This is a genomic window from Actinospica durhamensis, from assembly GCF_018139695.1.
Classification (GTDB): Bacteria; Actinomycetota; Actinomycetes; order Streptomycetales; family Catenulisporaceae; genus Actinospica; species Actinospica durhamensis.
The window spans coordinates 14,039-36,080 of sequence record NZ_JAGSOG010000017.1 but is presented as its reverse complement, the minus strand read 5'-3'; the positions used below and the strand labels follow the sequence as shown (position 1 = coordinate 36,080).

The 22,042-nt window shown below is 72.6% G+C and carries 22 protein-coding genes; 14 read left to right on the top strand and 8 right to left on the bottom strand.

All coding sequences use genetic code 11. The annotated features are described in order from the left end of the window. The first annotated feature begins 69 nt into the window (after window positions 1–69). On the top strand, window positions 70–723 hold the full coding sequence (locus KDL01_RS06155) for an FMN-dependent NADH-azoreductase (RefSeq protein WP_212527359.1): 654 nt from the start codon (window positions 70–72) through the stop codon (window positions 721–723). Window positions 724–818: 95 nt separating this feature from the next. On the opposite strand, the gene KDL01_RS06150 is transcribed toward KDL01_RS06155, so the two are convergent. Continuing rightward, the gene (locus tag KDL01_RS06150) at window positions 819–1,781 is read right to left on the bottom strand and encodes a DMT family transporter (RefSeq protein WP_212527358.1); all 963 of its coding nucleotides are present in this window, start codon (window positions 1,779–1,781) and stop codon (window positions 819–821) included. Window positions 1,782–1,891: 110 nt separating this feature from the next. Here KDL01_RS06150 and KDL01_RS06145 point away from each other — a divergent pair, with 110 nt between their 5' ends. Further along, window positions 1,892–2,821 (top strand): LysR family transcriptional regulator, encoded by a 930-nt coding sequence (locus KDL01_RS06145; protein WP_212527357.1) that lies wholly within the window; start codon window positions 1,892–1,894, stop codon window positions 2,819–2,821. A gap of 88 nt (window positions 2,822–2,909) precedes the next feature. Here the strand turns inward: KDL01_RS06145 and KDL01_RS06140 are convergent, their stop codons facing one another. Together KDL01_RS06140 and KDL01_RS06135 are read right to left on the bottom strand one after the other, a co-directional pair. Then, window positions 2,910–3,668: an LLM class F420-dependent oxidoreductase gene (locus KDL01_RS06140; protein WP_212527356.1), complete on the bottom strand. Its 759-nt coding sequence runs from the start codon at window positions 3,666–3,668 to the stop codon at window positions 2,910–2,912. 6 nt (window positions 3,669–3,674) lie between these two features. Next, window positions 3,675–6,608, bottom strand: coding sequence for an FAD-binding and (Fe-S)-binding domain-containing protein (locus KDL01_RS06135; RefSeq protein WP_212527355.1), 2,934 nt, complete (start codon window positions 6,606–6,608; stop codon window positions 3,675–3,677). Window positions 6,609–6,715: 107 nt separating this feature from the next. Between KDL01_RS06135 and KDL01_RS06130 the strand changes: the two genes are divergently transcribed. Genes KDL01_RS06130 through KDL01_RS06110 form a run of 5 tightly spaced genes read left to right on the top strand, consistent with a single transcriptional unit; the run spans window position 6,716 to window position 11,026 of the window. Then, window positions 6,716–7,807, top strand: coding sequence for an ABC transporter substrate-binding protein (locus KDL01_RS06130; RefSeq protein WP_212527354.1), 1,092 nt, complete (start codon window positions 6,716–6,718; stop codon window positions 7,805–7,807). Continuing rightward, window positions 7,804–8,586 (top strand): ABC transporter permease, encoded by a 783-nt coding sequence (locus tag KDL01_RS06125; RefSeq protein ID WP_212527353.1) that lies wholly within the window; start codon window positions 7,804–7,806, stop codon window positions 8,584–8,586. Before KDL01_RS06130 ends, KDL01_RS06125 begins: the two co-directional genes overlap by 4 nt. Beyond that, window positions 8,583–9,440 (top strand): ABC transporter ATP-binding protein, encoded by an 858-nt coding sequence (locus KDL01_RS06120; RefSeq protein WP_212527352.1) that lies wholly within the window; start codon window positions 8,583–8,585, stop codon window positions 9,438–9,440. The genes KDL01_RS06125 and KDL01_RS06120 overlap by 4 nt, the downstream gene beginning before the upstream one ends. Before the next feature lies 1 nt (window position 9,441). After that, on the top strand, window positions 9,442–10,587 hold the full coding sequence (locus KDL01_RS06115; protein ID WP_212527351.1) for a phosphotransferase enzyme family protein: 1,146 nt from the start codon (window positions 9,442–9,444) through the stop codon (window positions 10,585–10,587). A 31-nt stretch (window positions 10,588–10,618) separates the two neighbouring features. Further along, window positions 10,619–11,026 (top strand): hypothetical protein, encoded by a 408-nt coding sequence (locus tag KDL01_RS06110; protein ID WP_212527350.1) that lies wholly within the window; start codon window positions 10,619–10,621, stop codon window positions 11,024–11,026. A gap of 16 nt (window positions 11,027–11,042) precedes the next feature. Here the strand turns inward: KDL01_RS06110 and KDL01_RS06105 are convergent, their stop codons facing one another. After that, the gene (locus tag KDL01_RS06105) at window positions 11,043–11,702 is read right to left on the bottom strand and encodes a response regulator (RefSeq protein WP_307846133.1); all 660 of its coding nucleotides are present in this window, start codon (window positions 11,700–11,702) and stop codon (window positions 11,043–11,045) included. Between the two features lie 4 nt (window positions 11,703–11,706). Next, on the bottom strand, window positions 11,707–12,906 hold the full coding sequence (locus KDL01_RS06100) for a GAF domain-containing sensor histidine kinase (protein WP_212527349.1): 1,200 nt from the start codon (window positions 12,904–12,906) through the stop codon (window positions 11,707–11,709). Between the two features lie 134 nt (window positions 12,907–13,040). Between KDL01_RS06100 and KDL01_RS06095 the strand changes: the two genes are divergently transcribed. The 5 genes from KDL01_RS06095 to KDL01_RS06075 all read left to right on the top strand — a co-directional run bounded on the left by KDL01_RS06095 (window position 13,041) and on the right by KDL01_RS06075 (window position 17,140). Beyond that, entirely contained in the window at window positions 13,041–13,796 is a 756-nt protein-coding gene (locus KDL01_RS06095; RefSeq protein ID WP_212527348.1) for an SDR family NAD(P)-dependent oxidoreductase, read from the top strand. Window position 13,797: 1 nt separating this feature from the next. Next, the gene (locus tag KDL01_RS06090; protein ID WP_212527347.1) at window positions 13,798–14,871 is read left to right on the top strand and encodes an S-adenosylmethionine:tRNA ribosyltransferase-isomerase; all 1,074 of its coding nucleotides are present in this window, start codon (window positions 13,798–13,800) and stop codon (window positions 14,869–14,871) included. Window positions 14,872–14,978: 107 nt separating this feature from the next. After that, complete coding sequence (locus KDL01_RS06085; RefSeq protein ID WP_212527346.1) at window positions 14,979–15,335, top strand: hypothetical protein; 357 nt, start codon at window positions 14,979–14,981, stop codon at window positions 15,333–15,335. A gap of 13 nt (window positions 15,336–15,348) precedes the next feature. Beyond that, complete coding sequence (locus KDL01_RS06080; protein ID WP_212527345.1) at window positions 15,349–16,245, top strand: transglycosylase SLT domain-containing protein; 897 nt, start codon at window positions 15,349–15,351, stop codon at window positions 16,243–16,245. Next, window positions 16,235–17,140 (top strand): hypothetical protein, encoded by a 906-nt coding sequence (locus tag KDL01_RS06075; RefSeq protein ID WP_212527344.1) that lies wholly within the window; start codon window positions 16,235–16,237, stop codon window positions 17,138–17,140. The genes KDL01_RS06080 and KDL01_RS06075 overlap by 11 nt, the downstream gene beginning before the upstream one ends. 40 nt (window positions 17,141–17,180) lie before the next feature. On the opposite strand, the gene KDL01_RS06070 is transcribed toward KDL01_RS06075, so the two are convergent. Continuing rightward, window positions 17,181–18,617, bottom strand: coding sequence for an aminotransferase-like domain-containing protein (locus KDL01_RS06070; RefSeq protein WP_212527343.1), 1,437 nt, complete (start codon window positions 18,615–18,617; stop codon window positions 17,181–17,183). Between KDL01_RS06070 and KDL01_RS06065 the strand changes: the two genes are divergently transcribed. Next, entirely contained in the window at window positions 18,616–19,566 is a 951-nt protein-coding gene (locus tag KDL01_RS06065; RefSeq protein ID WP_212527342.1) for a DMT family transporter, read from the top strand. The two genes, KDL01_RS06070 and KDL01_RS06065, sit on opposite strands and share 2 nt — an antisense overlap. Window positions 19,567–19,584: 18 nt before the next feature. Here the strand turns inward: KDL01_RS06065 and KDL01_RS06060 are convergent, their stop codons facing one another. Then, window positions 19,585–19,896, bottom strand: a complete 312-nt coding sequence (locus tag KDL01_RS06060) for a hypothetical protein (protein WP_212527341.1) — start codon at window positions 19,894–19,896, stop codon at window positions 19,585–19,587. Window positions 19,897–20,101: 205 nt separating this feature from the next. On the opposite strand from KDL01_RS06060, the gene KDL01_RS06055 reads away from it, so the two are divergent. Further along, entirely contained in the window at window positions 20,102–20,818 is a 717-nt protein-coding gene (locus KDL01_RS06055) for a gamma-glutamyl-gamma-aminobutyrate hydrolase family protein (RefSeq protein WP_307846130.1), read from the top strand. A gap of 56 nt (window positions 20,819–20,874) precedes the next feature. Here the strand turns inward: KDL01_RS06055 and KDL01_RS44410 are convergent, their stop codons facing one another. After that, window positions 20,875–22,005 carry an LOG family protein gene (locus tag KDL01_RS44410; protein WP_212527339.1) on the bottom strand — a complete coding sequence of 377 codons (1,131 nt, stop codon included), beginning with the start codon at window positions 22,003–22,005 and terminating at the stop codon, window positions 20,875–20,877. Window positions 22,006–22,042 lie beyond the last annotated feature (37 nt).

The window sequence follows — 22,042 nt, the reverse complement described above, 5'->3', positions numbered from 1 at the left end:
AAATAATCTGTGAGACAGACATTCTTGTTTCAAGACGAGATGCCCCACAGACAATCTTCGGAGACACTCATGGCCCACCTGCTGCACATCGACTCCTCGCTGTTCTCGGAGGCGTCGGTGTCCAAGGAGATCGCCCGCACCTTCCGCCAGACCTGGGCCGCCGAGCACCCGGACGGCGTCGTCACCTACCGCGACCTCGGCGCCGAGCCGGTCCCGCCGCTGACCGAGGCCGCGCTCTTCGCCGTCCAGGTGCCCGAGGACGAGCGCACCCCGGAGCAGGTCGCCGCGCTGCGCACCCGCACCGAGCTGGTCGACGAGGTGCTGGCCGCGGACGCCTACCTGATCGCGGTACCGATGTACAACTGGGGCGTGGTCGGCAGCTTCAAGGTCTGGCTGGACCAGATCGTGCTCGTCGGCAAGACGGCCGGCGGCGACCAGCCCCCGCTGGCCGGCCGCCCGGCCACCGTCGTGCTCAGCTACGGCGGCGGCTACTTCCCCGGCACCCCGCGCGAGGGCTGGGACTTCGTCCAGCCCTACCTCGAGACCGTGCTGGGCAAGGCCATGGGCCTGGACCTGACCTTCGTCACCGCCCAGCTCACCCTGGCCGAGCGCAACCCGGCCATGGCCGACCTCATCCCGCAGGCCAAGGAGCAGCGCGCCCAGGCCCACCAGGCGGCCGAGGCCTCCGCCCGCGAACTCGCCGCCCGCTTCGCCGCAGCCTGATCCACTCCGGCAAGAAGCAGCGCCCGAGCACGAGCCCGGGTGCGAGCCTGTACGGGTGCGAGCACCAGAGGTCTGATCCGTTCAACGGCGCACGGTCAGGCCGAGCTCGCGGCGAGGTCCTCGTCCCCCGCGGGCAACGGCGGTGCCGGTACTGCCGCAGTCGGTACCGCCTCTGCCTCCGCTGCCGCACCGGCGCGGCTTGGCAGGGCCACCAGCGCGATGCCCGCGAGCACGAGGGCGCAGGCGCCGACCGTCGCCAGGGTGAGTGGCTCGCCGATCAGCATCCTGCTGGAGAGCAGCGCCACCACCGGGATGCCCAGTGCGTACGGGGTGACGCGGTCGGCGGGGTGTTTCGCCAACAGGCTGGACCAGGCGCTCATGCCCAGAATGGTGCCGAGTACGACCATGTAGGCCAGGGCGAGCCAGGCGCGGGGGCCGGCGGCCGCCATGGCGGCGAGTTCGGCGTGGACGCCGCGGCCGCGGCCCGGCACGTTCTGGGTCAGGGAGAGCGCGAGCAGGGGGAGCGGGGGGATCAGGGCCGACCACGCCACGAGGCGGAAGGCGTTGTCCGGCCTGCGTTCGGTGAACGGCGCCATGCGGGTGCAGACGTTGCCGATCGCCCAGCTCGTTCCGGCGCCCAGCACCAGTAGCAGGGCGGACCAGGGCACGGACTGGCCGCGGGTGAGCCCGACCAGGACCAGTCCCAGGGTGCTGATCAGCACGCCTCCGACGCGGCGCGGGGTGGGGCGTTCGCGCAGGACCAGGGCCGCGACCACGATCGTGATCGGCGCCTGCGCGTTGACCACCAGGGCGGTCAGCCCCGAGGGCATGCCGTGCGCCATGCCGAGGTAGAGCAGGCCGTACTGGCCGGTGCTGCTGAACAGGCCGATCAGTACGATCCAGCGCCAGGCCAGCGCCGGGCGCGGGACGAACAGGCAGCACAGGGCGACGCAGCAGAAGCGCAGGCCGCCGACCAGGAACGGGGGCAGGGCGCTGAGGGCGCCCTCGGTCACCGGGAAGCTCAGTCCCCAGCAGAGCACGATGTAAGTGGCCGACAATCGGTCGCGAAGAGGCATAACGGTGCGTACGGGCATGGCCTCAAGCCAACAGGTCAGGTAACCTGCTCGTCTATCGAAAAGATCTGCACGTAATCATGAAGGTGATCTGCATGATCGACCCCGTGCACCTGCGCACCCTGCGCGCCCTCGCTGATCACGGCACCGTCGTGGCCGCCGCCGAGACACTGCACCTGAGCCCGTCGGCGGTCTCCCAACAGCTCACCTCGCTGGCCCGCACCACCGGCTGCACCCTGCTCGAGAAGCGCGGGCGCGGCGTGGTGCTGACGCAGCCCGCGAAGATCCTGCTCGAACACGCCGACGCCATCCTCGAACGCTTCGAACAGGCGGAGAGCGACATGCGAGGTTACCAGCAGGGCGACGCCGCGGTCCTGCGGATCGGCGGCTTCTCCACCTCGCTGCAGAACTTCGTCGCCGAGGCGGTCTCCAGCGCGCTGCTGCGCAACCCGGGCTGGAGCATCCAGATCGACGAGGTCGAGTCCGAGGAGGCCATGGCGCTGCTGCTGGACCGGGAGCTCGACCTCGCCGTCGTGATGATCGCGCCGAACCGGCCGCTGCTGGCCGACCGGCGCATCAGCCTCGAACCGCTGATCGCCGACACCTACCGCGCGGTGGTCCCGCGCGCCCACCCGCTCGGCGCGCTGGACGAGCTCGACCAGCTCAGCCGGCTCGCCTACGAGCCCTGGGTGCTCTCCCGGCACTGGACCTCGTGCCACGAGATCGTCATGGCCGCGTGCGCGGTCTCCGGGTTCCAGCCGCACGCCGCGCACAACACCACCGACTTCGCCGCCGCGGTCTCGATGGTCGGCCACGGCCTCGGCGTGACCGTGATCCCGATGCTCGGCCTGCCCCCGCACCTGCCGGAGAGTGTGCGGGTCCTGCCGATCCGGTCGAACCCGCCGACCCGCCACATCGCCGTCGCGGTGCGCAGCGGCTCGGCTCAGCCGGCCTCGCCGCTCGCCCAGTTCCGCAGGCTGCTCAAGGAGGTCGTGAACCCGCTCGCGGCGGCCGCGGCGAGCTGACGGCAGCGCGCGGCGCACGGCGTGATGCGCGCCGCGGCCGCGGGCGGGGAGCCGGCGATGCCCCCGCCGCGGCCGCCCCGACGAGGCGTCAGTCGCGGGCGTGCGCGAGCAGGCGCTCGAGCGGGGCGAACTCGAACGGGGCGTCGCCGCCGAGGATGATGTGGGTGGCGCCGGCGTCCAGGTAGGACTGGAAGTCGTCGACCTCCTCGTTGCGGATCATCACGGTGCGGTCGATGGAGTGCGGGTCGCGCCCGAGCTTCTCGCACCACTCGTTGAGCACGTCGTTCTTGTGCCGGAAGTTGTCCACCGGGCCGAACGCGTTCCACAGGTCGGCGAACTCGGCGACCAGACGCAGCGTCACCTTCTCGCCGGAGCCGCCGATCATGATCGGCAGGTCGGGCGCGGCCGGGTTGAGCTTGCCGAGGCGCTCCTTGATCCGCGGCAGCGCGGTGCCGAGCGCGCGCAGCCGCTCGGGCGCGGTGCCGAACTCGTAGCCGTACTCGGTGTAGTCCCGCTCGAACCAGCCGGAGCCGATGCCCAGGATCGCCCGGCCGCCGCTGATCTCGTCGGTGGTGCGGGCCATGTCCGCGAGCAGCTCGGGGTTGCGGTACGAGTTGCAGGTGACCAGCGCGCCGATCTTCGCGTTGCGGGTGATCGCGGCCGCGGCGCCGAGCACGGTCCAGCACTCGTAGTGCGGGCCGTCGGCCTCGCCGGACAGCGGGTAGAAGTGGTCCCAGGTCCAGATGGTGTCCGCGCCGAGTTCGTCGGCGGTGCGCCAGGCCTGGAGCAGCTGGTCCATGGTGCAGTGCTGCGGGCGCAGCTGGATGCCTACCTTGAAACGTGCCACGGTGGTTCAAGTCCTCCCAATGAGCTCGGCCAGGGTCTGCGGCCGGGGGGCGGTCGATGACGGTCGCGCGAGCTGCCGGTACTGCGTCGCGCAGGAGAATCCGTCGATCATCAGCCTACAGTCATCATCGTGCGCGTCCGTGCGCGCCACGATCCCGGCCAGCCAGTGTTCGGTGCCGATCGTGCGCGAGAGTTCCTCGTGCCCTGCGTCGAACCCGAACGAGCCGGCCAGCCCGCAGCAGCCCGCGTCGAGGATCTCCACGCGGTAGCCGAGCCGTTCCAGCAGCAGCCTGTCGGCGTCGGTGGCGCCCACCGCCCGCGCGTGGCAGTGCGGGTGTAGCAGAACCTGCGGCCGAACCGCCGCACCGCTGCGTGCCGCGAGCGCGTCGAGCGCGTCGGGGGCGAGCGTGAGCAGGTGCTCGGCGGGGGAGCGGGCGAGCTCGGCCAGGATCTTTGCGCGCGGGTCGTCGGCGAGCAGGCCCGGCAGCTCGTCCCGGAACGCCGCGAGGCAGCTCGGTTCAGGTACGACGACGGGAATGCGCTGATCGATGAACGGCTGCAGCACGTCCAGCAGCCCGCGCAGCGTGCGCCGGGCGAGGGTGAGCATGCCCGCGTCGTAGAGCGGCCGCCCGCAGCACGCCCAGTCGGTGGGGACGGCGACGCGCTCGCCCACGGACTCGAAGATGTGCTGCCAGGCCTCGCCGAGTTCCGGCCGGTAGGCGTCGGTGAACGTGTCGGGCCAGAGCACGACGGTCGGCGCGGCGGTGGCCGCACCCGAGCGTCGCCGCCGCCACGTCCGGGCGGCGATCACCGGTGCCTCGCGCCGCGTGGTGACTCCCACCGCCCTGCGCCCCAGTACGCCGAGGGGCCCGCCCCCGGTCGCTGCGTTCGCCAGCCGGGGCACGCGCGCGCCGAGCCGGAGCAGCCACGGGGTGAGTGCGAGGACGTACATGGCGCGCGGTCGCAGGCGTCTGCGGTAGAAGTGCGCCAGGAACTCGGCCTTGTACGTCGCCATGTCCACGTGCGTGGGGCAGTCGACGGCGCAGCCCTTGCAGGCCAGGCACAGGTCCAGCGCCTCGCGCACGTCCTGGTTGCGCCACGTCGCGGACGTCGCCTCGCCCTGGAAGAGCTCGACCAGCAGCTTCGCCCGGCCGCGGGTGGAGTGGCGTTCGTCCCTGGTGGCGCGGTACGAGGGGCACATGACGCCGGTGTCGTCCCGGCGGCAGCGCCCGACGCCGACGCAGCGTTCCGCCGCGTGCTGGAGCGAGCCCCCGTCCTCGGCGAGGGCGAACAGGCTCTCGCCCAGCCGCGACGGCCGGTAGCCGGGGCCGTAGCGCAGGTTCCGGTCCAGCCGGTACGGGTCCACCACCTTGCCCGGGTTCATCCGGCCGCGCGGGTCGAACACCGCCTTGACCTGTCGGAACGCGTCGACGAGTTCGGGTCCGTACATACGCTCGAGCAGCTCGCCGCGGGCCTGGCCGTCGCCGTGTTCGCCGGAGAGCGAGCCGCCGAGCGAGACCACGAGGTCGGCCGCCCGTTCCACGTACGCCCGGTACGCGCGCAGGCCCTCGGGCGTGTGCAGGTCGAAGTTGTTGCGCGTGTGCACGCAGCCCTGGCCGAAGTGTCCGTACCAGGCGCCGGAATAGCCGTACTCGTGCCAGAGCTCGGTGATCGCGCGCAGGTACGCGCCGAGGCGCTCGGGGGGAACGGCCCCGTCCTCCCAGCCCTCCACGTTGTGCCCGCCGTCCTCGCGCAACGCGGTGGCGCCGAGCCCGGATTCGCGGATCGCCCAGGCCCCGCGCTGCTCTTCGGGGGCGGTGAGCAGCCGACGTCCGACCTCCGGCGGCAGCGCGTCGATCAGCGCGTGCGCCGCCGCGTCCGCCTCGCCCTCGTCCGCGCCGCCGACCTCGGCCAGCAGCCAGCCGCCGGAATCCGCCTCCAGCGCCTGCTCGAGACCCGGCAGCAGCGGCAGGTGCGCCGCGTTCAGCTCGCGCGCCCGCATCTGGCGCACCAGCGTGACATCGAACCCTTCCAAGCCGAGCAGCGGATGCGGCAGCTCGGTCGCGAGGATCGAGGGCACCGCGTCGGCGGCATCGAACACGCTCGGGTAGGCCAGCAGCACGAGCCGGCGCGCGGCCGGACTCGGCGCGAGGACGAGCACGGCCTCGGTCACCAGCGCGCACGTCGACTCGGTGCCCACGAGCAGCCGGGCGACGTGCGTCGGCTGCTCCGGCAGCAGTTGGTCGAGGTTGTAGCCGGACACGCGGCGCGGGATGTCCGGGTAGCGCTCCCGGATGAGGTCGGCGTGGCGGCGCCCGATCTCCCGCAGCGAGCCGAGCGGCCCGGCCTCCGGCGCACCCGAGCGCACCAGCGCGGCGTACGCGGCCTCGTCGTACGCGCCGAACTCGAACTCCGCGCCGCCGTAGCACGCCACCCGCAGCCGCAGCACGTTGTCCACGGTCTTGCCGGCGTAGAGCGCGTGCGTGCCGCAGGAGTTGTTGCCGATCATGCCGCCGAGCGTGCACCAGGCGTGCGTGGCCGGGTCGGGGCCGAAGGTCAGCCCGTACTGTCCGGCGGCCGCCCGCAGGTCGTCGAGCACGACGCCCGGCTGCACCCGGGCGGTGCGGGCCAGCGGGTCGATCTCCAGGATGCGGTTCATGTGCCGGCTGAAGTCGAAGACCACCGCCTCGTTGCAGGTCTGCCCGGCCAGCGAGGTGCCCGCGCCGCGGCCGAGCACCGGCACGTCGTGGCGCGCGCAGACCCGCAGCGCCGCCGCCACGTCCTCGGCGGACGCGGGGAACACGACCCCGATCGGAATCTGGCGATAGTTGGACGAATCGGTCGCATACGCCGCGCGCGTGCCCGAGTCGAACTCCACGTCCCCGCGCACCGCGGCGCGCAGGTCGGGTTCCAGACCGGCCACGTCCCTGACCCTGGACATACCGGCGATCTTAGGGCAGCGGCGCCGGACGGGGCGGACGGCGGGACGGACCGGGCGCGCAGTCGGCCGGACGGGGCGGACAGGTCGGGCAGGTAGGATCATCATCCGTGATTCCACCTCCGGACAAGGGCGTACGCCCGCCCAACCTCACCCGGCGCTCGCTGGTCGCCCTCGGCCTCGGCGCCGGGGTGACCGCGCTCACGGCCTGGGGCGGCGGTTCCGGCCGGAACTTGGGCGGCGCGGGCACCGGTGCGAGCGGACTGACCCAGGTCAGCCTCGCCCTGGACTGGACGCCCAACACCAACCACACCGGGATCTACGTCGCCCAGCAGCTCGGCTACTTCGCCCAGCGCGGGCTCGACCTGCGGATCGTGCCCTACGGCTCGACCGCGCCCGAGGTGCTGGTCTCCACGCACAAGGCCGACTTCGGCATCTCCTACCAGGACGGGCTCACCGAGGCCGCGGTCTCCGGCGGGGACATCGTCTCGGTCTTCGCGATCACGCAGAAGACCGACGTGTGCATCGGCGTGCGGGCGGACTCCTCCATCACCAGCCCGGCGCAGCTGGACGGGAAGACCTACGCCGGATACGGCGGTCCGATGGAGGTCCCGATGCTGCAGTACGTGATCAAGGCCGCGGGCGGCACCGGGCAGTTCAAGAACGTCACCCTCAACACCGACGCCTACCAGGCGCTCTACGCCGGCCAGGCCGACTTCGCGATGCCCGAGCCGACCTGGGAGGTGATCCAGGCCGCGATGGTGGGCAAGCCGCTGCGCACCTTCGACGTCACCGCGTACGGCTTCCCGGCCATCTACTCGGCGATCATCGCCTCGTCCAACCGCTACCTGGTGGGCAACGGCGACCTCGCCCGGCGCTTCCTGGCCGCGATCGAGGAGGGCTACGCCTACGCGACCGCCCATCCGACCGAGGCCGCGAACCTGCTCATCCAGGCCAACGAGTCGGTGCTCGGCACCCAGCGCGCGCTCGTGCTCAAGAGCGCGCAGCTCGAGGCGAGCGAGTACTACAAGGACACGGCCGGCCAGATCGGGTACCAGAGCCAGGACCGCTGGCAGGCGCTGACCGACTTCATGTTCCGCAACGGCATCCTCACCGACGCGTCGGGCAAGCCGATCACCACCGAACCGAAGGTGTCCACGCTGTTCACCAACGCATACCTCCCGGCGAGCGTGACCGCATGAGCCCGAGCCGCGTCCTGCGCCTGCTGTGGCCCCCGGTCCTGCTCGCGCTCGTGCTGCTGGTCGGCTGGCAGCTGCTGGCCGACCACGGCATCCGCAACCCGCAGGTGCTGCCCTCGCTCAGCCAGGTCGTCTCGGCCGGCTGGCACGAGCGCGCCACCATCTGGCACAACGCCGTGCCCACGCTGCGCGAGACGGAGCTCGGCTTCGCCCTGTCCTTCGCGCTGTCCTGGATCCTGGCCACCGCCATGGACTTCACCCCGCCGGTGCGCCGCGCGGTCTATCCGATACTGGTGGCTTCGCAGACCCTTCCGATCGTGGCCATCGCGCCGCTGTTCGTGGTGATGTTCGGGTTCGGCATCATGCCGAAGGTGCTGCTGGTCGCGCTGGCCACGTTCTTCCCGCTGACCGTGTCGCTGGCCTCCGGCTTCGCCACCGCCGACGGGGACGCCGACCGGCTGCTGCGCTCGATGGGCGCGAGCCGGTGGCGGATCTTCTGGACGGTCCGGGTGCCCGGCGCGCTGCCGTTCTTCTTCTCCGGCCTGCGGGTGGCCATCACCTACGCCATCGGCGGCGCGGTCTTCGCCGAGTATCAGGGCGCGGAGAGCGGCCTCGGCATCTACCTGCAGCAGATGCAGCAGGTCTTCCGCACGGACCTGGTCTTCGCCACGGTCGCGGTGATCGCGCTGTTCAGCGTGATCCTGTTCGCGCTGACGTACGTGCTCCAGGCCTGGCTCACCCCGTGGCGCAAGCACGAGCGCGCACAGGAGGCGCAGCGATGACGCCGATCGAACCCGCCGAGCCCGCCGAACCCGCCGAGCCCACCGAGCCCGCCGAGCCGAGCGGGCCGACCGGGCCGAACGCCCAGTCCGATTACCTGCTCGACGCCACCGACCTGAGCCACTCCTTCGCCCGGCACGGCCAGGAGCCGCTTCAGGTGCTCGACGGGCTGTCCCTGCAGGTGCGCGCCGGCGAGATCGCCGCGGTGATCGGGCCCAGCGGCAGCGGCAAGTCCACCCTGCTCAACATCCTGGCCGGGCTCGACCGGCCGACCGGCGGGCGCGTGCACGTCGGCGGCGGGGGCGGGGTCGGCTACATGCCGCAGAAGGACCTGCTCTTCCCCTGGCGCACCGTCGAGGACAACACGATCCTCGGGCTCGAGGTCGGCGGGCTGAAGAAGAAGCAGGCCCGCGAGCGGGTCGCGCCGCTGTTCGCCGAGTTCGGCCTGTCCGGGTTCGAATACGCCTACCCGGCGCAGCTGTCCGGCGGCATGCGCCAGCGCGCGGCCCTGCTGCGCACGGTCGCGATGGAGCGGCCGGTGCTGCTGCTCGACGAGCCCTTCGGCGCCCTCGACTCGCTCACCCGTACCCAGATGCAGCTGTGGCTGGCCGAGACCTGGCAGCGGCACGGCTGGACGATCGTGCTGGTCACGCACGACATCCGGGAGGCGGTGTTCCTCGCCGACAGCGTCCACGTGCTCACCTCGCGGCCCGCGCGGGTGGCCCGCCGGGTCGAGGTGGACCTGCCGCGGCCGCGTACCGCGGACACCTTCGGCCTGCCGGCCTTCGCCCGGCTCGAGCGCGACCTGCTCGGCGCGCTCACGGCCGGCGGCGGGCCGGGCGGGTTAGCCTCCTGATATGAGCACGCCGCACCTGGTGCACGGCATGGGCTCGGAGCCGGCCGAGACGGACTGGCCGCCGCTCAACCCGGTCGAACTCGATCTGCTGCTGCGGGGTTATCCCGAGGCCGCCGGCGCGAGCCGGGTGGAGTGGCACTCACCGCGTCCGCTCTCGGCGGCCGCGCTCGTGCGTACCGGCCTCGGCACGCAGGTGTTCGTCAAGCGGCACCACATCAGCGTGCGGACTCCCGCGAGCCTGGGAGAGGAGCACCGGTTCCTGGAGCACCTCGTCGCGAACGGCGCCCCGGTCGTGCGCGTGCTCGCGGACGTGCACGGCCGGACGGTGGGGGTCGGCGGCGACCGCGGCGAGTGGATCTACGAGGTGCACTCGGTCGGCGACGGCGAAGATCTCTACCGCGACGCGATCTCGTGGTCCCCGTTCCTGTCCCTGGCCCACGCCCGTTCGGCCGGCCGCACACTCGCGACGCTGCACGAAGCCGCCGCCGGATACGACGCGCCGGAACGCCGCCCGGCCCCACTGGTCGGCGGCCTCTCGATCTTCGGCGGCCGTACCGACCCGATCGCCGCGGCCCGCCGGTATGTCGCGTGCCGCCCGGCCCTCGAAGCGGAGATGCGTCGCTGGCCGGACTGGACCGAGCAGCTCGAGCGTCTGCACCTGCCCTACTGGCAGCGTCTGCGTCCGCAGCTCGACGTACTCGAACCGCTGTGGACGCACAACGATCTGCACGCCTCGAACCTGCTCTGGCACGGCGACGAAGCCGCGACCGTGATCGACTTCAACCTGGCGGACCGCGCGTTCGCCGTGCACGATCTCGCCCTCGCCATCGAGCGCAACGCGATCGAGTGGGTGCGGCTGAGCGAGACCGGCGAGGCGGCCGTGCACGCGGACGCGGCCCAGGCGCTGATCGAGGGCTACGAGGAGATCAGGAAGCTGACCGACGCCGAGCGTGCCGCGCTGCCCGAACTGCTGCCGCTGTGCCACGTCGACTTCGCGCTCAGCGAGCTGGACTACTTCGCCGGCGTCACCCGCTCCGCGCCGAACGCGGAACTCGCCTACCGCTACCTGGTGGATCATACGGCCTGGTTCGCCACCGACGCGGGAACCGGCTTACTCCAGCACATCCGGAGTACACTCGGGCACTGAGAAGCAGGTCGGGGGACGGGGGAGGGCTGTCGTGGGCACCTGGGTGCGTTCCAAGCCGCTGTGGGCGGGCATAGCCGTGGCGGTCGTGCTCGCGGTGGCGGCGGGTACGACGCTGTTCAACCGGGTCGAGTACGGCGGCGTCAATCCGTGGAGCGCGCCGGAACGGTTCGAATACTGCGGCGCGCACTTCTACCGCGATCACAGCACACCGAACGCGGGGACGTACGGAGACGGCGTGGTGGTCACCAAGGCCCAGGCCCTGGCCATCTCCGGCAGCACGTCGCTGGTCGCGCGCGGCGGCACGGGCCTGTTCGGCCAGTGGCAGATGTTCGTGCCGAGCGGGTTCCAGTGCCCGCAGGACACCCAGGACGAGCACTTCACCTGGATCTTCCTCAGCCTCGGCCCCGACCGCTACCTGGACCTGACCGACGCGCAGTAGGAACCCGCGCGGCGGATCACTCCTCGTGCCGCACGGCCCACAGCGCGGCCTGGGTCCGGTCCGCGACGCCCAGCTTCATCAGGATGTTGGACACGTGCGTCTTGACCGTCTTCTCGGCCAGGGTCAGCGCCCGCGCGATCTCCCGGTTCGAGCGCCCCGCCGCGATCAGGTCGAGCACCTCGTGCTCGCGCGCGGTCAGCTGCGGAGCCATCCGGTCCCGGCCCGCCGACGCGCCGGGACCCGACCCGGCCGCACCGGCCTGCGCCAGCAGCTGCTGGGCGACCTGCGGACCGAGCAGCACGTGCCCGGCCGCCACCGCCCGCACCGCCGTGGCCAGCGCCGCCGGGTCCACCTCCTTCGAGATGTAGCCGCGCGCCCCGGCCCGCAGCGCCGGTAGGGCGCTGCGATACTCGCCGAAGCTGGTGACCATCAGCACCCGTTCGGCCAGCCCCCGCTCGGCCAGCTGCTCGAGCGCTGCGAGGCCGTCGAGCACCGGCATGACCAGGTCCAGCAGCACCACGTCCGGGTCCAGCTCCCCGGCCAGGCGCACCGCCTGCGCGCCGTCCGCCGCCTCGCCGACCACCTCGATGTCCGGTTCCAGTTCCAGGAAGACGCGCAGGCCCTGACGCACCATCGGGTGGTCGTCCGCGATCAGCACACGGATACGCCTGCCCACGCCGTCATCCCCGGCCACCCGGCACCTCCAACTCGATCACGGTGCCCTCGCCCGGCTTCGCGCGCACCGTCAGCCGTCCGCCCACCGAATCCGCCCGTTCGCGCATCGACACCAGGCCCAGACCCCGGCCGCTCGTGCCCGCGTCGAAGCCGACCCCGTCGTCGCGCACGACCAGCCGCGCGCCGCCCGGGAAGTGCTCGGCCTCGGCATCCTGCTCGGAGATCGCGCACAACGACAGGTCGATCCGCTGTGCGTGGGCGTGCCGCAGCGCGTTGTGCAGTGCCTCTTGCGCTACCCGCAGCACGACCTGATCATGCGTCGGCGGCAGGTGCGGCGGCGGACAGCAGCGAAACGCCACCCTCGGGCCACCGTGCGCGGCGTGCGCCCGGTCGACGACCGCGACCTGCTTGCGCAGCGTCTCGGCCAGCCCGTCCCCGGCCAGATCCGGCGCGCGCAGCTCGCCCACCGCCGTGGACAGCTCGGTCGCGGCCTCGGTGGCCAGCGCGCCCACCTGCGCCAGCTGCTCGCGCGCCCGGGTCGGCTCGGTCTCGATCAGCGACTGCGCCGCCTGCACCGTCAGCCGCAGCGCGAACAGCTTCTGCGCCACCGCGTCGTGCAGCTCCCGGGCCAGCCTGGCCCGCTCGGTGGTGATCGCCAGCTCGCGTTCGCGTTCGTAGAGGCGGGCGTGGGTGAGCGCGATCGCGGCGTGCGCGGCCAGGATCTCGAGGACGGCCTCGTCCTCCTGCGTGAAGCACTCGCCCTCGCCCACGCCGTCCGGGTCGGTGTTGCCGAGGAACAGCGCGCCGAGGATCTCCTGGCCGTCCCGGATCGGCACGCCGAGGAATCCGCGCAGCTGCGGATGCGCGGCCGGCCACCAGTTGAACCGGGGATCCGCGGTGATGTCCGCGAGCCGCTGCGGATGAGGGTCCTGCATCATCACGCCGAGCATGCCGTGCTGGCGCGGCAGCGGCCCGATCCGGCGCCACTGCTCGTCCGAGACGCCCTCCACCAGGAACCGGGCGAAGGACCCGGCGCCGTCCGGCACGCCGAGCGCCGCGTACTCGGCCCCGACGAGCTCCCGGGCGCTGCGCAGGATGGTGCGCAGCACCGTCGAGGTGTCCAGGTGCCTGGCCACCGCGAGCACGGCCTCGCTCAGTTCGCTCATCGCGGCCAGCCCGGCTGCTCGACCTTGGTTGGGAGGCATGTGTTCACCGTACCGCCCGGGCAGGTAGGAGGGCATCGGACCGTATACGGGCGTTGGTCCTAGGTCCAAGGTCCCTGGCCGTACCCGCCCCCGGCCCGATCACCGCCCGCCCGGCGCGGCGGGAGTCTCGGGGCATGACGAACCAGAGCCTTCACCGCGTCAACCCGCCCGCCACGACCAAGCCGGTGGCCGTGATCACCGGCGCCTCGGCCGGACTCGGCCTCGAACTCTCCCGCGAACTCGCCCGGCGCGGCTGGCGGCTGGTGCTGACCGCACGCGGCCCGGACCGGCTGGCCCGCGCCGCCGCCGAGCTCGGCGAACTGACCGAGGTCGCCTCCCGGCCCGGGAGTGTCGTGGACGACGACCACCGGGCCGAACTCGCCCACGCCGCGGCCGAGTTCGGCGGCGCCGACCTGCTGGTCAACAACGCCTCCACGCTGGCCGGCTTCGACCTCGAGGGCGCGCCGATGCCGAGCCTGGCGCAGTTCCCGCTGGTCGGGCTGCTCGAGACCTTCGAGGTCAACGTGCTCGGGCCGCTCGCGCTGACCCAGCTGGTGCTGCCTCAGCTGCGGCGCAAGCGCGGGCGGATCATCAACGTCTCCTCCGACGCCGCCGTCGAGGCGTACCCGGGCTGGGGCGGGTACGGCGCGAGCAAGGCGGCGCTGGACCACGCCTCGGCGATCCTGGCCCAGGAGGAGCCGAACGTCACCGTATGGGCCGTGGACCCGGGCGACATGAACACCCGGATGCACGCCGAGGCCGAGCCGGGGGTGGATCTCAGCTCCCTGCGCCGTCCCGCCGCGGTCGTGCCCGCCTTCACCCGCCTGCTCGACGAATCGCCCGCGTCCGGCCGCTACCGCGCCGCGGACCTGCTCAAGGAGGAGGACTGAGATGACCATCGTTCTGGAGACCGGCTTCGACTTCGACGTCCCGCAGGAACTCGCCGCGCACGCGCCGGCCGAGGCCCGCGGGCTGGCCAGGGACGGGGTGCGGATGGTGGTCGGCTATCGCGGCCGGATGGCCACCGAGCACCACGCCTTCACCGACCTGCCCTCGCTTCTGACGCCGCGTGACCTGCTCGTGGCCAACAACTCCGGCACCCTGCCGGCCGCGCTGACCGGCCGGCTCGCCGACGGCCGCAGGGTCGCGCTGCACATCTCCTCGGCCGAGCCGGACGAGCGCGGCGCGTACCTGGTCGAGTTGCGCGAACCCGCCCCCGACGGCGGCGCCGCGCGGTACTACGCACCGGCCGACTCGCCCGCCGCGCCCGGCCTGACGGTCACTCTGCCCGGCCACGCCCACGCCCGGCTGACCGCGTCGTTCACCGCACGGCTCTGGTTCGCCCGGCTGACCCTGCCGCGCGGGCTCTCGCTGGTGGCGTACCTGGCCTGGCACGGCACGGCGATCCGCTACGGCTACGTGGACCGGCAGTGGCCGATCGAGGCGTATCAGACCGTGTTCGCCACCGAGCCGGGCAGCAGCGAGATGCCCAGCGCGGCCCGGCCGTTCACCGCCGAGGTGGTGGCCGCGATCGAGCGGCGCGGCACCGCGATCGCGCCGATCACGCTGCACACCGGCGTCGCCTCCCCGGAGGCGCACGAGGCCCCGTACGCCGAGCGGTTCACCGTGCCCGAGGCGACCGCGCGCCTGGTCGAGCGCACCCGCGCGGCGGGCGGCCGGGTCGTGGCCGTGGGCACCACCGTGGTGCGCGCGCTGGAGTCCGCGGTCGGGCGCGACGGCCGGATGCGGGCCGCGGACGGCTGGACCGACCTGGTCATCACCCCGGAGCGCGGCGTGCGCGTGGTGGACGGACTGCTCACCGGGTGGCACGAACCGCGTGCCTCGCACCTGCTCATGCTCCAGGCTGTGGCCGGGCGCCCGCTGCTCGACCTGTGCTACGCCGAAGCGATCTCCGGACGCTATCTGTGGCACGAATTCGGTGACGTCAATCTTCTGCTTCTCTGAGATCCACGCATATTCCTGCGTATTCGGTACCTCCACCCCCGCGAATGCTGGCTCGCCTCGGGACCGGTGCACTAGGCTCGGTTTCCACCGACCAAGGGGGTATCGGCATGGGAATGTTCGGGGATATCGGACAGGGCGTGGAACAGGGATTCGACGATGTCGTACACGCCGGGGAATCGGCGCTGGACGAGATCACCGCGATGTTGGGCACGCTGCGCGAGGCGATCACCGGCGCGGGCCTGGGCTCGGCCGTGCAGGAACTGGCGCAGCTCGCCGAGGAGGCGAACGCGCTGCGCGGGCGGTTGGCCGCCGCGGCGGACTCGACCCACTGGGCCGGGGCCGCCGCGGACGCCTTCACCCAGCGGGCGCGCCAGCGCGCCGGGCAGATCAGTGCCCTGGTCGGCGCGATCGACACGGCGCACGCGACCGTCGAGGCCGCGTACGCCGTCGCCGGGATCGCCTAGGCGGGGTGCGACGATGCCCAGCGACCAGTACCGGGTCGACCTCGATTCCGTCAGCGCCCTGACGAAGACCTGGGAGTCCGCGGCGCAGAGCGTGACCGCGATCAGCCGGCAGCTCGCCACCGTGCACGAGCGGCTCGAGCAGGCCATACCCGGCAGCCTGATCGACGGCCTGCTCGGCGAGGTGCCGCTGCTCGCCGCGTTCGCCGCCCTGGCCGCCGCGACCAAGGACGCGAGCGCGCTCGCCCAGGGCCTGGCCCAGGACGTCGCCTCGCTCGCGCAGAACCGGGCCAACTACGAGAAGGCCGAGGCCGAGGTCACGGCCAGGCTCAAGGCCGAGCAGGAGCAGCAGGCGAAGGCCAAGAAGGCGCACAGCCCGCACGGCGGCTCCACCGCCACCTCCGGCGGCAGGGGTCGGCACGCGGGCTCGGGCGGCGGTTCGGGTAGTTCGGGGAGTTCGGGCAGCTCCGGCGGCGGTCACTCCGGCTCCGGCGGGTCCGGGGGTTCCGGCGGCGGCTCGGTCCAGCCGCCCGGGCCGGCGCACTACGCCAACCAGGAGCAGGTGGGCCAGTGGATCGATCAGGCCTTCGCGCTGCTCGAGGCGAACGGGGTGCCGGCGAGCGAGCTCGACAAGGCCGGGGTACTGCTCATCATCGAACATGAATCCAGCGGAAATCCCAACGCCGTCAACAACTGGGACAGCAACGCACAGGCCGGAGATCCCTCCCGCGGGCTCATGCAGACGATCGGAACCACCTTCGACGCCTACAAACTCCCGGGACACGACGACATCTACAATCCGGTCGACAACATCATCGCAGGAGTCAGATACGCGCTCAGCCGCTACGGCTCGATTCAGAACGTGCCGGGAGTCAAGAGCGTCGATCACGGAGGATCGTACATTGGGTACTGAGCACGTCGGCCGTTCCCTGTTCCTCGGCGCGGTCGCGGCGATGGCGCTCGCCGTCGCGGGCTGCTCCGGCGGTAGCGGCCACCCGTCCTCGCTGCTGAGTTTCGGGCCGACCGAGGCCGGCGGCGCGGGCGCCACCACCACCCCGTCCACACCATCCACCGCGTCCGCCACGGGATCCGGCGCGGATGCCGGCGCCTCGGCCGCGTCGGTCGAGGCGAGTCCGACCGCACTCGCCTCGAGCACGGCGGCCGGGCGCACCACGAGCGTCTCGGTGGGCGGCGGCTACGCCTCCTCGGCGTTGCCCGCGTCGGTCTGGACGAACCCCTCCGCGATCCCGCTCGACGCCGCCTACCACTGGCGTTCCCCGGCCGCCGTGGACAAGAAGGCGAGCGCGCCGATCCTCACCGCGGTACAGGACTGCCAACTCGCCCTCAGCACCGGCGACCGGTCCGAACTCGCCGCATTCCCGGCCGCGCAGGCCGACCTGACCCCGACCTCCGGCGGCACCGGTGGACGGGACGACTGGAGCGCACAGGAGACGGTCCTGGCCACCGGCGACACCAGCAGCGGCGATATCCAGGGCATTTACATGCTCTACGGCGATCTGGTCGCCTCGGTGGGCAAGTGCGCGGCGTCCGCCTCCGGCGCGAAGCTGACGAACGTCTCGTCCTCCTCGGCCGGGTACGCCGCGACCCTCACCATCCCGACCTCCACCGGCACGACGCTGACCGTGCACGAATACCTCGCCGCGCCCTACGGCTATCTGGTGGAGCTGTCGGTCTGGGTCGCGCCCTACGCCGGGGACAAGCCCAGCGCGGCGTGGAACGGGGCCTCGTCCGGCACGGTGCTCGCGGCGCTCTCCGCCGGCCCGTGCGCGCTGTCAAAGGCCTGCTGAACGCTGTCCCGCGTGCCAGGCCTGGCGCCAACCCGGCCCGCTACGGCTGCGCCAGGAGCGGTGCCAGTCTGCGGATTCCCTCGTCCACGTCCGCGGTCGAGGGCGCCGCGACGTAGGTGATCCGCACGTGCAGCGCGCTCGTCTCGGCGGCGTGGTAGTACGCGCCGGGCGTGAGCGAGACGTCGTGGGCGAGTGCGACGGCGACGAAACCGGCGTCGTCGAGGTGTGCGGGCAGCGATACCCACAGGTGGTAGCCGCCGCGGGGGCGCAGGGCCAGTGCGTGCGCGCCGAAGGTCGAGTCCACCGCCGCCACGGCCACCTCGCGGCGGCGCAGCAGGGCGGTGGCGAGCGTGCGCAGGCCCCGCTTCCAGCTCGCAGCCGTCACCACCTCGAGCGCGGTCAGCTGCAGCGGAGCCGGGACGAACATCGAGTCGATCACCAGCGCCGCGCGCAGCCGCGCGAGCACCGGGCCGCGCGCCGCGAGCGCGCCGACGCGCAGGTTCGGCGAGGTCACCTTCGTCAGGGATCTCATGTGGATCACGGTGCCGTGCGGGTCGTCCGCGATCATCGGCGGCGGAACGGGGCCGGCGTCGGCGTGGGTCATGTATCGGGCGAAGTCGTCCTCGATCACGAACGCCCCGTGGCTGCGCGCGATCTCCAGGATCCGCCGCGCCCGGTCCGCCGTCAGGCTCGTGCCGGTCGGGTTCTGGAACAGCGGCTGGAGCACGACGAGGCGGGCTCGGGTACGGCCGAGCGCCTGCTCGAGCTCGTCCGGGCGCATGCCCTCGTGGTCGAGTGGGACCGGCACCGTGCGCAGGCCCGCCGCGTGCGCGGCCGCGATCGTGCCCGGATACGTCGGCGACTCGATGGCCACCGCGTCCCCGGGCTGGCACAGCGCGCGCAGTGCGGTCGACAGGGCGCTCTGCCCGGCGCCGCACACCAGGATGTCCTGGCGGCCGAGTCCGCCGCCGATGTCCGCGGCGAACCAGTCGCGCAGCTCCGGGATTCCGCTCACCGGCGGCCGGTCCCAGGCCCCTGACCGCTTCGCCGCCCGCGCCGACGCGGCGGTCAGGGCGGCCAGCGGCTGCAGATCCGGATGGAGGTAGCCGCCGTTGAGATCCACGATGTCAGGACCCGAGGTCGCGAGAGTGCCGAGCAGCGCGGGTGCCCGGAAGCTGCGGGGCAGCAGCCCGCCCGCGAGGTCCTGATCCGCCCGGTCGAGTACCGACTCCTGCCAGGAGGTGTCCCCGGCCGGCGCCACGGACCGCGCCTCGGTACGGAACGTGCCCGCGCCCGGCCGGGACGCGATGAGCCCACGTTGCGTCAGCACGGATAGCGCTTGCGAGATCGTAGTACCGCTCGCCGTGAAGCGGCGGACCAGCTCACGGTGCGTCGCGATTCGCGATCCCGCTGCCAGCGGCTCGATCTCGCGCGCGAGCGTGTCCGCGATCTCGACCCGACTGCTATCCTTGTTCATGGAGATACAGGATAGCGCTATTGTCATCCGGCGAGTATCGCCACTGCCGAACGGGACGCTGTTCGCCGCGCTCGGGGTACTGGCCTTCTCGCTGAGCTTCCCGGCCACGCAGTGGGCGCTCGAGGGCTTCGGCCCCTGGCTCGTCGCCGGGGCACGCGGGAGTCTGGCCGCGATACTCGCGCTTGTCGCCCTGCTCCGGATTCCCACACCGGGGCCGCATCCGGCGGACGCGCGCACGGCCGTGTACTCGCGTCTGACGTTTCCCGCCCGCCGCGACGTGGGCGCGCTCCTCGTCGTCGCAGCGGGCTGCGCGATCGGGTTCCCGCTGCTCACGACCTTCGCGTTGCAGACGGCCTCCACCGCGCACTCGGCGGTGGTCATCGGCGCGCTTCCCATGGCCACGGCCGCGATCGCCGCGCTGCGCACCGGACGCCATCCGTCCCGGGTCTTCTGGGCGGCGGCCGGGACCGGCGCGGCCGCCGTCATCGCGTTCACCCTCGCCCAGAACCGCGGTCGGCCGACGGTCGCGGACCTCTACCTGTTCCTGGCCCTGCTGCTGTGCGCCGCCGGATACGCCGAGGGCGGCCGGCTCTCCGCCCGCATGCCCGGCTGGCGCGTGATCGCCTGGGGCGTCGTGTTCGCCGCACCGGTCAACCTGGCCGTGACCGCCGTGGCGCTGGCCGTCGAACCGGTGCACGTCACTGCGAAGGCCGTGGCCGGACTGGCCTATCTGGCCGCGGTCTCCCAGTTCGGCGGATTCGTGCTCTGGTATCGCGGTATGGGCGAGATCGGGGTGGCTCGGGCCAGCCAACTGCAACTCGCGCAGCCGTTGCTGACCCTGGCATGGGCGGTGCTCCTGCTCGGCGAACACGTCGGCGCCACCGTGCCGCTGACCGCGCTCGTCGTGCTGGGCTGCATCGTGGTGACGCAGCGGGCGCGGGCGGACTGAGCGACCGGCGCCCGCGACCTATAGCCCGCTGCCGTGCTTGGCCGCGTTCGCCGCGACCAGGCCGGTGGCCAGGCTGCCCGCGACGAGCAGGTATCCGGTCGAGAGCCAGTAGACCCGGCCCCGGCGCACCAGGGCGGCGGCCACCGCGAAGAGCGCGGCGAGCACGGGGGAGATCACGAGCGGCAGCAGGTACGTCAGGATCGGCGCGTGGCCGGTACCGCCGACCACCAGCCCGTCGGCGAAACAGGCCGCGGCTGCGCCCACCGCGAGCAGGGGCAGCAGTATCGCCGCCCAACTGGCCGATCGTCTCGCTTCTACCTGCTGCTGCATCCGGACCGCTTTCCCACTCGACTGAAAGCAGTATCGTACGCGGCCCGACGGTTGTGTGCGGCGGCCGTCCGGGGCGCCCGGCGCCGGAGCCCCCGCGCGGGCGCCGAATCTGTCCGATCCCTGCGATACTCCGCTCACCGCCGCACTCTTCGCGCTGGTCGCATACGGGGCCTAAACCGGTGCCGGAGAGGGAAAGACCAACCCCGTGAACACACTTTCGCCTCGCTCTCGGCGTCCGTTGATAGGCCTGACCGCCTACCGCGAGCACGCTTCCTGGGGCGTGTGGCACACACAGGCGGCGCTGCTGCCCCACAACTACGTGGACTTACTCACCCAGGCCGGCGGCCTGCCGGTGCTGCTGCCGCTCAGCTCCGACGACGCGGCCCCGCAGGTGATGGACACGCTCGACGGGCTGATCCTGACCGGCGGCCCGGACATCGAGCCGGTGCGCTACGGCGCCGCGCCCGACCCGTACGCAGAGCGCTTCCAGTCCGACCGCGACACCTGGGAGTCCGCGCTGCTGACCGCGGCGCTGGACCGGGACCGGCCGGTGTTCGGGATCTGCCGCGGCATGCAGCTGATCAACGTGCACTGCGGCGGCACGCTCGTGCAGCACCTGCCGGAACTCGCCGGCGGCCAGCGCCACCGGCCCGCCCCCGGCGTGTTCGGCACGGTCCGGGTGCGCCTGGACACCGCGGCCATGCCCGGATCCCTGCTCGGGCCCACCATCGACGTGCCCTGCTACCACCATCAGGCCGTGGACGCGCTCGGCGAGGGGCTCAAGGCCACCGGCTGGGCGCTGGACGAGACGGTGGAGGCGGTGTGGAACCCGGACCGCCGGTTTCTGCTCGGCGTGCAGTGGCACCCCGAGATCCGCGACGACCCGGCCCTGTTCGCCGCGCTGGTGCGCGCCGCGAGCTGACGCGGCCCCGTCCGCGCCCACGCACCGCCGACGCCGCGGCGGAATCCGGCCCGCCCTCAGGGCCGGGACAGGAGGATCCCGGCCTCCGCGACCGTGTCCACCAGGTGCAGCCCCGACTCCATCGGCCGTCCCTCGGCCAGCTTGCGCAGCAGCGGCCAGGCCGGGATCACCTTGGTCCAGTAGGACACGCCGACCAGGATCATCCGGCGGGCGAGCGCGCTGCCGTAGTACGCGGGCGTCGCGGCCTGGAAGACCTCCTGCACCGTCCCGGCCGCCCCGGGCAGGTAGACCAGCGCCGAGTCCGCGTGCGCCAGCAGCACGTCCTCGCGCAGCGCGTTGGAGAAGTACTTCGCGACGGCCGTGGCGAACGGGTTCGGCGGTTCGTGGCCGTAGAACCAGGTCGGGACCGAGAGCGAGACGCCGGAGTCGGCCACCGGAAAGCGCTCGCGCACGGTGAAGGCGGCCCGGGCCCACGCGGTCACGTCCGCGTACCCGGGGACGGCGGCGAGCAGGTCGAGCGCCTCGGCCAGGGCCGCGTCCGGATGCGGCGCCAGGTACGCGCCCAGGTTCGCCGCCTCCATCGCGCCGGGGCCGCCGCCGGTGGCGACGGTGAATCCGTTGCGCGACAGGCTCCGGCCGAGCAGCGCCGCCTGCCGGTAGCCGTCCGTGCCGCGCTCGAGCGAGTGCCCGCCCATCACCCCGACGATCCGGTGGCCCGCGGCCCACTCGTCCAGCGCGTCCGAGATCGAGTCGTCGTGCAGCGAGCGCAGGACCAGGCCGAGCACGTCCTCGCGCCCGAGCGGCAGCTGGTCCCAGTGGTAGGCGAGCGCGTCGGTGGTCTGCTCGTAGGGCTTGTCCGCGATCCCGTCGTAGAGCTCCTCGGCCGTGTAGAGCGCTATCCGGTACGGGTCGAACGGCAGGTGCGGGCTGGGCGGGAAGACCAGCGCGCCGCGCAGGCGCAGGTCGCCGGCCACCGAGTCGCTCAGCAGGCAGCCGAGGAAGGCCGAGTCCGCGACGTCGCCCGCCCGCAGCTCCCAACCACGATCTCTGAGATCCACGCCCTGGATCCGGCAGCCGGCCAGGCTTCCGGAGTGTGCCGCGACGTACGCGTCGAACTGGCCCAGCGACTCGATCTCCACGAAGGCCGAGTCTATCGCCTGATCGTTGATCAGGGTTTCACTTCGCACAAGCCGGTCTTGACCTTCTCTTAGGCTTCGGGGTCTT

Bases quoted from the DNA above. Each gene is read 5' to 3' on its own strand.
- KDL01_RS06155 (WP_212527359.1), top strand. From the start codon at position 70: ATGGCCCACCTGCTGCACATCGACTCCTCGCTGTTCTCGGAGGCGTCG.
- KDL01_RS06145 (WP_212527357.1), top strand. From the start codon at position 1,892: ATGATCGACCCCGTGCACCTGCGCACCCTGCGCGCCCTCGCTGATCAC.
- KDL01_RS06135 (WP_212527355.1), bottom strand. From the start codon at position 6,608: ATGTCCAGGGTCAGGGACGTGGCCGGTCTGGAACCCGACCTGCGCGCC.
- KDL01_RS06125 (WP_212527353.1), top strand. From the start codon at position 7,804: ATGAGCCCGAGCCGCGTCCTGCGCCTGCTGTGGCCCCCGGTCCTGCTC.
- KDL01_RS06120 (WP_212527352.1), top strand. From the start codon at position 8,583: ATGACGCCGATCGAACCCGCCGAGCCCGCCGAACCCGCCGAGCCCACC.
- KDL01_RS06115 (WP_212527351.1), top strand. From the start codon at position 9,442: ATGAGCACGCCGCACCTGGTGCACGGCATGGGCTCGGAGCCGGCCGAG.
- KDL01_RS06100 (WP_212527349.1), bottom strand. From the start codon at position 12,906: ATGCCTCCCAACCAAGGTCGAGCAGCCGGGCTGGCCGCGATGAGCGAA.
- KDL01_RS06095 (WP_212527348.1), top strand. From the start codon at position 13,041: ATGACGAACCAGAGCCTTCACCGCGTCAACCCGCCCGCCACGACCAAG.
- KDL01_RS06090 (WP_212527347.1), top strand. From the start codon at position 13,798: ATGACCATCGTTCTGGAGACCGGCTTCGACTTCGACGTCCCGCAGGAA.
- KDL01_RS06085 (WP_212527346.1), top strand. From the start codon at position 14,979: ATGGGAATGTTCGGGGATATCGGACAGGGCGTGGAACAGGGATTCGAC.
- KDL01_RS06080 (WP_212527345.1), top strand. From the start codon at position 15,349: ATGCCCAGCGACCAGTACCGGGTCGACCTCGATTCCGTCAGCGCCCTG.
- KDL01_RS06065 (WP_212527342.1), top strand. From the start codon at position 18,616: ATGGAGATACAGGATAGCGCTATTGTCATCCGGCGAGTATCGCCACTG.
- KDL01_RS06070 (WP_212527343.1), bottom strand. From the start codon at position 18,617: ATGAACAAGGATAGCAGTCGGGTCGAGATCGCGGACACGCTCGCGCGC.
- KDL01_RS06060 (WP_212527341.1), bottom strand. From the start codon at position 19,896: ATGCAGCAGCAGGTAGAAGCGAGACGATCGGCCAGTTGGGCGGCGATA.